We start from the raw sequence: 10,394 nt of genomic DNA, 5'->3' as shown, positions 1-10,394 counted from the left end.
GTGGCAGATGAACAGCGGGAAAATGAGGCATCCATTATGCCTGGTTTGTCACTGTAGCTTCGTTATTCGGCCCGCTTGCGGATGGTTCAGGCTGCTTGAACGATGCGCCAGCGCTTCGCTTTGAACTCATGGCGGGGCAGGGTGTTGGGCTCGGCGAGGCGCACTGAAATACGGAGGGAAAAGGTGTCTTTGAGCTTGGCTTCGAGACGCTTGAGCAGCGGCTTCGCCACATTGCCGTCCATTTCGACGACCAGTTCGATCTCGTCCATGGCGTCCACCTTGCGCTGTTCGACCATGTATTCGACGACTTCGGGGAACTGCCGCACCACGGCTTCGATGGCGCTGGGATAGATGTTCACGCCGCGCACGACGATCATGTCGTCCACACGGCTGAGGATGCCGCCGTCCAGCATCAACCTGCCGCGATGAAGTTTCTTTTTCACCCAGTCACCGGTGCGGTAGCGCAGCAGCGGGCAGGCGGTGCGGTCCAGCGTGGAGAGGATCAGCTCACCGCATTCGCCGTCGGCGACTTCGATGCCTGTCTGCGGATCAACGATCTCAGCGAGGTAGGCCTCCTCCATGACCACGAGCTGCCGGGGCATGTCTTCCGTCTCGTAGCTGACGGGGCCGACTTCGGTCATGCCGTGATGGTCAAAGATGCGGGCTTCCCAGAGTTCCTCCAGACGCTTGCGCACCTCGGGCACGCTGCCACCGGTTTCACCTGCCACGATGATCTTGTTGATGCGCAGGCCCATGCGTTCCACGCCGGAGGGTGCGCCGATCAATTCGCCCAGACGAAGCGCATATGTTGGGGTGCAGCAGAGAACAGTGGCACCATAGCGGGCCATGGCCTCCAGGCGTGCCTGACTGGACATGCCGCCGGTGGGGATGATGAGGTAGTCTTTTGCGGCTGCTTCATAAGCCGTCCAAAAACCGAGGAACGGTCCGAAGGAGAAGGCGAAGAAGATGCGGTCGCGCCCTTTGACGAGTCCAGCGGCATCAAAGACGCGCTGCCAGCACTTGAGCATGGCATCCCAGCTTTCGGGAGTGTCCACCCAGGCCATGGGGACGCCTGTGCTGGTGCCGCTGGTCTGGCAAAAGCGGGTGTACTGGCTGATGGCCCGGGTCAGATTGGTGCCGAAAGGGGGATTTGCGAGGCGGTCTGCCTGAATGTCCGCCTTGGTGGTGAAGGGCACCTGCGCGATGAAATCCTCCACGCGATTGAGGCGGCTTACTTTGAGCTGCCATTCGCGGATCTTCTTGCCGTAGAAGCTGTCCGTGGTGGCGAGATTGAGCACGATGGAGCGCAGCTTGCGCCACTGGTTGGAGCGCAAACGAACCCGGTCGATCAATGGAGGACCCTCAGACACGCGTCAAGACATGGCGAGGCATGGAGCGGGGTCAAGCAACGGGGTGGATTGAGCAAATGACGAAACCCGAATGACGAATGATGAAGAAAATCCGAATGTCTTAAATGCCTTCGCTCATAGGATCATCGACATTCATTCGTCATTGGCGCGTTGTGTGGCTTTCAGCGCCACAGGGAGCTACAATTTCCTCACGTCGATGCGCTGCATCAGCAGATGCTCATGGCCAGGCTGCACGGTGACGACATCCTCGCCAGCGTTGGCGGCTTCGATGCAGAGAAACTCGGGGTAGGCTTCATCGGGAAGATCGGCGAGGCGCTTGGATTTTTCGATCCACGGATTCCACACCACCGTTGCGAGGCTGCCGGCTTTTTCGATGACGAGTTCGCGCTTCCAGAGCGGATCATGCACGATGACGGTGGCGTCGGAGATGTACATTCGGTCCACCTCCTGATCGATGACGATGGTGCCGTGCTGCGGGCGTTTGTCGGGTGACAGGCGGCCTTCGACGTACTGCGTGCCATGCAGGCCATGGATGGCGACTTTGCGCACGTCTTCTACATTGAAATAAGTGTGCAGCGCGCCGGTCATGGTCCAGGCGGCGGAGTCGGTATTGGTCACTTGCAGCGTCACTTGCAGCGAGGCCCCCATGTGGACGTGCAGCCTGGCTGAAAAAGCGTGCGGCCAGAGGGCTTTCGTGGCAGCGGAATCGGACAGCTTGAGAACGATGTCGACCCCTGCCGTGGTCTCACGCGCCACATCGACCTCCCACGACATCTGGCGGACAAAGCCATGGGCTGGCTTGCTGCTGTCCGTGGGGTTCGGGCCAAACCAAGGCCAGCAGACAGGGATGCCACCGCGGATGGGCTTTCCAGTTTCCAACAGCGCATCGGCGCTCATGAAGAGCACGGGATCATGTCCTTCGGGAATCCAATCGGTGACGTGAGCTCCGTTTAGCGCGATGCGACCCGACGCAGCGGGATGCTCGATGACGAGGATGGGATAACCTGCGGGTTCTTCAATGAGTGAAACGGAAGGAGGGAGAGTCATGCGGGCGCACTCATATCCTGAAGCTCGCCGGCAGCAACTCCGCCATCGTCATTGCCACTGGTTTTCCATCGCGCAGAAACCAAATGGACGTGTCCGGCCATGCAAATTCTGCGATCACCTGACGGCAGGCCCCACAGGGAGGGAACTCATGCCCGATGGCGATCACCGCGAGTTCGGCGATTTTCATGCCGGGGCCCTCTTCTGCGACAGCGCGGAAGATGGTGTTGCGCTCCGCGCAAATGGTCAGGCCGTAGCTCGCGTTCTCGACATTGCAGCCGGTGAAGAGATTGCCCTGCGCCGTGAGCAGCGCACAGCCGACCTGAAAGCGCGAGTAGGGGGCGTAGGCTTTCGCGGCGGCGGCGGTGGCGCTTGCCAGGAGGGTGGAGGCAGGGGGCATTACTTCTTTTTTTTCTTCTTCGGTTCGGCTGCGGGTGGTGCTGCTGGAGTCGGAGAAGCAGGTTGCGGGCCGTCTTTGATCAAGCCGGCTTTCATGAGTTTCTCTTTTACGGCATCCACCTTGAGTCCTCCTGTGGGGAGTTCGAAGCCGAGGTTGTCGCCGTTGGGGGTGAAGCCATTGCCGTCGGCATCGACGTAGATGGGATTGTTGTAGGCGCAGGGGCGGATCTTGGCGTAGTCGCTGGTGCCGTAGCCGATTTTTTGGTCGCCGTCTTCGTCGATGGCGACGACGATGAGATGGGCGTCATGCTGCAGCGGCACGTGGATTTTTTCATCAAACTTGATCACGCCGTCCTTGAACATCTGCGGGTGGGATGCGCGGGTGAAATTGAGTTTGGGATCGGGGCGGCTGTTGACGAGAACCTGCACGCGGTCGATGTCCATCCAGTCGGTGCATTGCACGCGCACTTTGAGATCGATGCCGCCGGTGGAGCGGTCATCATCTCCGGCGATCTTGCCGTTCTGCGTGGTGACTTCGAGGAAGGGGCCGGTGCTCAGCACGAGGTGGCCGGCCTTGGCATGTGGGGAGAGTTCAGCCCAGTCGATCTTGGCGGGTTCATCGGTGCTGCTGGGAAGGTAGCAGCGCCAGCAGCCGACACCATTGCCATAGACGGAGTGAGCATCTGCCACACCGACGGCGGTGACGCGGAGGCCTTGATTCAAGAGCTGACGCCAGACGAACTCGCGAACGGCGCTGACCTTCATGGCCAGAGAGCCCGCCGGGCGGCTGAGGCGGAAGGGTGCGTCTGCGAGGATGTCTGTGCCTGCGCCGTTTTGGGATTCGGTGCCATCGATCATGCTGCCAACACCGACGAAGCCGCCGTCTGCAATGCCGTCGCTGTCGCGGTCAACGAACATGTTGGAGAGGTCGGGGTGGTTGAACTGAATCCAGCGGTCGGCGCGCTCGGTCTGCCAGCGGCGCAGGGTGAGGACGGTGATGCGTGGATCGTCATTCCAATCAGGCGCACCGCCATTTTGCTTGAGGGGATCGGGCTCAAAGGGGAAGGCATTGAGATGCTGGCGGCTGCCAGTGAGCTCGACGCCTTTGACGGTCTTGATGTGGGCTTCGAGGCCGAGTGCCTTGATGGTGGGCTCCCAGTCGTAAAAGCGGTTGTGCTCTGTGGTGGGAGTGAATTCCAAGTTTTCTGCGGCGATGTTGATAATGCGGCCGTCCGTGTCGCAGACGTTGTCACCGCTGGGGGTGCTGTGATTGTGGAAGTCGGCGCTAATCCAGCCTTTCGTATCGACCACGCGCTTGAGTGTGCCTTTGAAGACGGACTCTTTGCCAGCTTCGACGGTGACTTCCTGCTCCAGATGCGAGTACTCAGGGCCACGCACCACGACGACGCGATATTTGCCGGGTGGCAGCTGCTGGGTGAACTGACCGTCTTCGCTCATGTACTGATCCACGCAGCCATGCGCACGCCATTTGGGGCCGAAATCCAGTTTGGGTGCGTCTTGGTCGAGGGGGGCGAAGTGCGCTTTGCAGGGGATGGGTTTGCCGGATTCGTCGGAGATGGCGAAGCGGATGCAGGCGGCGTCCGTCAGGATCACCTTGGGGGTGAGTGCTGCGCCTTCGCCGACCGTGATAGCAATCTTGGCCTGAGGGCGTCCCAGGTCTTCAATCTGCAATTCCACTGGCCCCTGCGGCAGCTTGAGGCTGAATTTGCCTTCGGCATCGGGGTAGGCTGGAATGCCTTTTGCACCCTCGGGAACCACGATCCTGGCTGTGGTGATGCCCTTGTTTTTGGCATCCAGAATCAGTCCGTCCACGCTGCCCAACTTGACGCCTTTGACAGAACGGAATTCACCCACGGCCTGCGCAGGGGAGGTGCCGACGGCAAAGAAGCGTGAGATGACGACTTCCTGTTTGGGTGCTAGTTCCAGGGTGTCTTCGACTTTTTCCGTGCCGGTGACGTTGAGTGTGCCGACGGCGTAGCCGCACTTGTGGGCGGGATTGATGGCATCGGTCCAGAAAATGCCGTCCGTCGTCATGCCGGTGACATCAAAGCGGGTGAGGTCCGATTTGGTGAAGACCTTTTGCGGCTTTTCGGTTTCGTTGCGCAGTGTGGTGGTGATGAAGATGCCCTGCGTGCCGTCTTGGACGCGGTATTCATGCCTCTTATATACACCGCCGTTCTTTGCGGCGGTGGTGACGGATTCCACGGCGGCCTCGCTCTTTTCCTTTGAGTCGAGGATTTTCACATAGCTCACGGGGCCGTGGCCACAGGGACCATAGACGACGAGCTGGTCGTTGTTGGCACCGCGCAGGGTGAGATCATAGAGGCAGCCTGGGGTAACGCCATCTTCGCCATAGAAGGTGCTCATGTTGGCTTTGCGACCGGTTGAGTTCTGCGAGATCACGGCCTCCACTTTGTCGCTGCGGAGGATGAAATCGCCCAGGATGCCGTCCGCCTCCTTGCCCTGGGGCAGTTCCGTTTCACGACCGAGCGCGGCTTCAAAAACTTCGGCGGCAGGCACGGAGCTTGCGATGAGGAGGGAGAGCAGGATGGCTGACTTCATGGTTGGGAGCGAAAGCTGTAACCAACGGACTTCGGAGTGACATCTTGTGAACGGAAACAATTTAGTTAGTTTAGCGCGTGTCTTTTCCTAGCAAACGCCTCCTGTGGCTCGATCTCTTCCGTGGTCTGGCCGTGCTGGGTATGGTCTGGACGCATTCGGCGAACACGTTTCTCGACGCCCGGCTGCAGCATACAGCGTGGTATCACGAGCTTACGTATTACCACGGACTGATCGCCCCGGCGTTTTTCTGGATCGCCGGATTTGTGCGGGCGCATGTGACATCGGCGGCGCCGAAGCCTGCGCTGCCTGCCTTGAAAAGACTGCTGATGGTGCTGCTCATCGGCTACCTGATGTATGTTCCGTGGCTGGATCTGTTCCATGCGCAAGGGTGGCGTGCGGCGTGCACGGTGAATGTGCTGCATTGTCTGGCCATCAGTGGGATGCTGATGCTGCTGGCGGAGCGCTTTGGCCGGTGGAGGCAGGTGGTGGTGGCCATGATGCTGGTCTTCTTTGTGGGACTGCAAAAGTCGGCGGAGAGCTGGCACACGGGGGTGCTGTTAATTGATCAGTATTTCAACCGCAACCAAGGCTCGCTCTTTGCGCTGTTTCCGTGGGTGGGTTTCGGGCTCGCTGGATTTCTGACGCGTTGGCTTTGGGACGGCAAGGTGGGCCGCCAAGCTGCGGTGGTCTTCATTTTGGGCGCGCTTCTGGCCTTTGCGCAGCCGTACTCGCCATGGCCGGGAGGGCAGCCGGAGTTCTTTCTGGAACGTCTCGGCTGGGTGATGATGGCCGCTGTGCTGGTGGCCTGCGTGGCGGACCGCCTCAGCGCTGCTACCGGCTGGCTGCGACTGGCGGGCCGTGAATCGCTGCTGCTGTATGTGGTGCATTTGCTGCTGATTCATGCGGTGCCGCTGCCGCGGCTGCCCTTGCAGTTTCTCATCGGTATGACCCAGCCGCTGTGGGTGGTGTTTTGGATTTTTGTAGGGCTGTTTGTCGTTTCGCTGGGTTTGGGGTGGTATAACGAGCGGCGAAAGATTCGGCGATAGCGGGGGCACGTTGAGGATCAATGGCAAGAGCGTTGCCGTTTAGGGCGTAGTTTGAGCCTAACCATGATCCAAAGTCGCCACGTTCTTGCTTTCATCCTGTTCACCTCCTCGCTCGCTGCGGAGGTGGCGAAGGTGCACCCTGCACAAGCGATGGGGCTGCTGAAGACGCAGTGCCTCGGCTGCCACAATGCGGAGAAGAAGAAGGGCGGACTGTCGCTGGAGACGCGTGAACTGGCCCTGAAGGGGGGCGAAAATGGTGCCGCCATCGCCGGAGATGCGGATCACAGCGCCTTGATCAAAGCCCTGAATGATCCGGGCGATGCGCACATGCCGCCGAAGAAGCAGATGCCGGAGAAGCAGATCAATTTGCTCAAGGCCTGGGTGAATGCGGGTGCGCCCTGGGATGATGCGGCGCTGAAGAAATTCGGCGAGCTGACGCCTGCGGACAAACTCACGGCGCTGCCTGCGAGTCACACACCCGCTGCGGCGATGGCGCTGAGCGCGGATGGCAAACGCCTGGCTGTGGGGCGTGGCAATCGGGTGCTGATTCGTGATGTAACGGCGAAGGATGCGCCGGTGGTGGCGACGCTGGAAGGCCATAAGGATGTGGTGCAGTCGCTGGCTTGGAATGCGGATGGCTCGCTGTTGGCGGCGGGTGGGTATCGGACGGTGTTGGTGTGGAAAGTTCCAGAACCGGCTAAAGCCGGGACTACAGAACAGCCTTGGGTGATTGCTCATACATTAACAGTGCCGCTGGAAGGGCGTGTCACGGGTGCAGTGTTTCTGCCGGACAATGCCACGCTGATTTTGGCCGATGGGGCTACGAGCCTGAAGGGTGTGCTACACCGATGGAAGCTCGGTGAGCCGAAACCTGCGCAGACAGTTGAGGCGCATGCGGACAATGTGTTGAGCCTGGCCATGAGCCGCGATGGCAAACAGATCGCCACTGGCGGTGCAGACAATCAGGCCAAGGTGTGGGATGCGACGACGCTGAAGGAGACTGCCAAGATCGAGGGCCATGTGGGGCACATCGTGGCGCTGGGATTCAGCACGGATGGCAAGTGGCTGGCCACTGGCAGCGCGGACAAGGATTTGAAAGTCTGGGACATCGCCAGCAAGGAGATGATCATGCTGCTGGGAGACAAAACTTCTCCTGTGAACGCGCTGCTGTGGTCGCCAGACTCCACCAAGCTGACGTATTTCAATGACAACGGCAGCGTGCATGGCGTCACGGAATTGAAGGCGCATGATGGAGTGCGTCTTGCCTTCACCTCGGGGACGGACAAGAAGATCGGCACTCTCGAAGACGTGCCGAATGCGGCGGTGATGACGGCGGATGGCAAGAATGTCTATGCTGCCACCGATGCGGGCGATGTCTTCCTGATCGATGAGAAGCAGAAGGTCACGAAGCTGAACGGCCCAGCGGCTGCGCCTGCCGCGCCGAATCCCAAGGCGCTCTCCTTCACACAGGACATCCTGCCGGTGCTGAGCAAAGCAGGGTGCAATCTGGGCAGCTGTCATGCGAAGTCGTCCGGACAGGCGGGCTTTAAACTTTCCATTTTCGCCTTCGATCCGAAGGGTGACTACATGGAACTGGTGAAGGACTCGCGCGGGCGTCGTGTGTTCCCCGCATTGCCGGAAGACAGTCTGCTGCTGCAAAAGTCTGTGGTGCGCGTGCAGCATGAGGGCGGGCAGCGGTTTGAGCCGGACTCCGAGTCGGCGAAGACCATCGCGGAATGGATTCGGCAGGGCATGCCGTATGAAACGCCGGGACAGCCTGCGCTCACGGGCATCGAGGTGGTGCCTGCTGAAAAGACGTATCGCAAAAATGAAGCGGGTGCCTTGAAGGTCACGGCGAAGTATAGCAATGGAACGACGCGCGATGTGACGGGGCTGACGGACTATATTTCCTCCGAGAAATCCATCGCTGCGGTGGATGAAGAAGGTCACATGAAGACCACAAACGAAAGCGGCGAGACGGTCATCGTGGCGCGTTACATGGGGCAGGTGGCCATCTCACGCGTGGCAGTGCCTGCGGACAAGCTGCTGCCACCCGAACGTTACGCGAAGCTGACCGTGCGCAATGAGATCGACAAACTCGTGTATGCGCGCCTGCAAAAGCTCGGCCATCTGCCCAGTGATACCTGCACGGATGCGGAGTTCCTTCGCCGCACGACGCTCGATGCCATCGGCATGCTGCCAACGGTGGACGAAGCCCGCGCCTTTGCGGCGAACAAGGATCCCAAGAAGTACGAGCAATGGGTGGATGCGCTGCTGCAGCGCCCCGAGTGGGCCGATCACTGGGCCATCAAATGGGGGGACTTGATCCGCCCGAATCCTTCACGCGTCGGTGTGAAGCCGGTCTATCTGCTGGATCAATGGATCCGCCAAAGCTTCCGCGAGAACAAGCCCTGGGACCGCTTTGTGCGCGAACTCCTCACGGCGCAGGGCAACACACATCAGGACGGACCTGTGGCGATCTGGCGTGACAAACGCGAGCCAGTGGATGCCGCCACGTTCATCGGGCAGATTTTCCTCGGTGTGCGTCTTGAATGTGCGAAGTGCCACCATCATCCGACGGAGAAGTGGGATCTCACCGATTACTACCAGATGGCGGCGTTCTTCACGCAGATGAAGCGCAAGGGGCAGGGGATCTCCGCGCCGATCAGTGGTGAGCCGGAGCAGATGTGGTTTGCGCCGGGTAATGCGGGCATCGAACACCCGGTCACCAAGGCCACGCTGAAGCCGCGCCCGCCAGCCGACAAGGAGATCACCATCGCCGAAACGCAGGATCCGCGCGCGGTGCTGGCGGACTGGATGACCGATCCGCACAACCCCTACTTTGCGCCTGCCCTTGTGAACCGCGTGTGGTCAAGCTTTATGGGGCGCGGCATCGTCGATCCTGTGGATGATTTTCGCGCTTCGAACCCGCCAACCAACGGGCCGCTGCTGGACTGGCTGGCGCAGGATTTCGTGAAGAACGGTTACGATTTGAAGCACCTCATGCGCAACATCATGCTGTCGCAGACTTATCGCCTCAGCAGCATGCCGAATGAGACAAACATTGCTGATTTGAAAAACTACAGCCGCAGTTACCGCCGCCGTCTGCCTGCGGAAACGTTGCTGGATGCCGTGTGTGAAGTCACCGAGGTCCATGAAACTTTCTCCGGCATGCCGGCTGATGCGCTGGCGAAGCAGACGTGGAATCACAAGCTGGAAAGCCAGTTCATGGACGCCTTTGGCCGCCCCAATGCCAGCTCCGAATGCCCCTGCGAACGTGATGCCAAGCCCAGCGTGGTGCAGGCGCTGCATCTGATGAATTCGACGAAGCTGCAGGAGATGCTCACCAGCAGCAAGGGCCGCGTGACAAGGCTGGCAAAAAGCGATCTCAAGCCGGAACAGATCATGGAGGAGCTCTACCTCGCCTGCTACTCACGCCTGCCCACTGCCGAAGAAGTGGCGATTGCGGGCAAGGCTCTGGATGTCGGTGTCGCGAACCGGCAGCAAGCGATTGAAGATGTGCTGTGGAGTTTGCTGAATTCGGCGGAGTTTGTGTTTAATCACTGATTGCATGAAATGAGCCTTGGATTTATCCGTCCTGTGTTTTAGCGCCCCTGTGATTCGATGGGGCATGGGCACCTCTGAAAAAAACAATTTGCAAAAAATTGCGGATGTTAAGGCCTAGGTTTAGTGCCCTTGGATCCGTTCAAACATGACCCTTTCTGCAAGCACACACAGCCAGCCCGCCTTTAAATACCGCCCGGACATTGATGGCCTTCGAGCTCTGGCAGTTCTGCAAGTGCTTATCTATCATGCCAAGCTTGGTTGCCCGGGCGGTTTTGCGGGAGTGGACGTTTTTTTTGTTATTTCCGGCTATGTGATCACCTCACTCATTGTCCGGGAGATGGCGGAAGGCTCATTCAGCATGCCGCAGTTTTGGGAGCGGCGCATC

7 protein-coding genes are annotated in these 10,394 nt (G+C 59.6%); 3 read left to right on the top strand and 4 right to left on the bottom strand.

Annotation, left to right across the window (positions count from 1 at the left end; genetic code table 11):
* Positions 1-86: 86 nt before the first annotated feature.
* From WAW39_RS08595 to WAW39_RS08580, 4 genes are all read right to left on the bottom strand, one after another.
* A complete protein-coding gene (locus WAW39_RS08595; protein WP_422317795.1) occupies positions 87-1,370 on the bottom strand; it encodes a phenylacetate--CoA ligase family protein in 1,284 nt (427 codons plus the stop codon).
* A 177-nt stretch (positions 1,371-1,547) separates the two neighbouring features.
* Positions 1,548-2,417: a D-hexose-6-phosphate mutarotase gene (locus tag WAW39_RS08590; RefSeq protein WP_422317793.1), complete on the bottom strand. Its 870-nt coding sequence runs from the start codon at positions 2,415-2,417 to the stop codon at positions 1,548-1,550.
* Between the two features lie 10 nt (positions 2,418-2,427).
* Complete coding sequence (cdd, locus tag WAW39_RS08585; protein ID WP_422317791.1) at positions 2,428-2,814, bottom strand: cytidine deaminase; 387 nt, start codon at positions 2,812-2,814, stop codon at positions 2,428-2,430.
* Complete coding sequence (locus WAW39_RS08580; protein WP_422317789.1) at positions 2,814-5,396, bottom strand: CehA/McbA family metallohydrolase; 2,583 nt, start codon at positions 5,394-5,396, stop codon at positions 2,814-2,816. The genes cdd and WAW39_RS08580 overlap by 1 nt, the downstream gene beginning before the upstream one ends.
* A 77-nt stretch (positions 5,397-5,473) precedes the next feature.
* Between WAW39_RS08580 and WAW39_RS08575 the strand changes: the two genes are divergently transcribed.
* The 3 genes from WAW39_RS08575 to WAW39_RS08565 form a co-directional block, all read left to right on the top strand.
* On the top strand, positions 5,474-6,442 hold the full coding sequence (locus WAW39_RS08575) for a heparan-alpha-glucosaminide N-acetyltransferase domain-containing protein (protein WP_422317787.1): 969 nt from the start codon (positions 5,474-5,476) through the stop codon (positions 6,440-6,442).
* Between the two features lie 63 nt (positions 6,443-6,505).
* Positions 6,506-10,009: a DUF1553 domain-containing protein gene (locus WAW39_RS08570; protein ID WP_422317785.1), complete on the top strand. Its 3,504-nt coding sequence runs from the start codon at positions 6,506-6,508 to the stop codon at positions 10,007-10,009.
* 145 nt (positions 10,010-10,154) lie between these two features.
* On the top strand, positions 10,155-10,394 hold a 240-nt coding region (locus WAW39_RS08565; RefSeq protein ID WP_422317783.1), incomplete at its 3' end, for an acyltransferase family protein.

Origin of the sequence: Prosthecobacter sp. (assembly GCF_049294395.1) — a bacterium.
In the GTDB taxonomy this organism is placed as follows: Bacteria; Verrucomicrobiota; Verrucomicrobiia; order Verrucomicrobiales; family Verrucomicrobiaceae; genus Prosthecobacter.
This window is presented reverse-complemented; position numbering and strand designations above follow the sequence as displayed.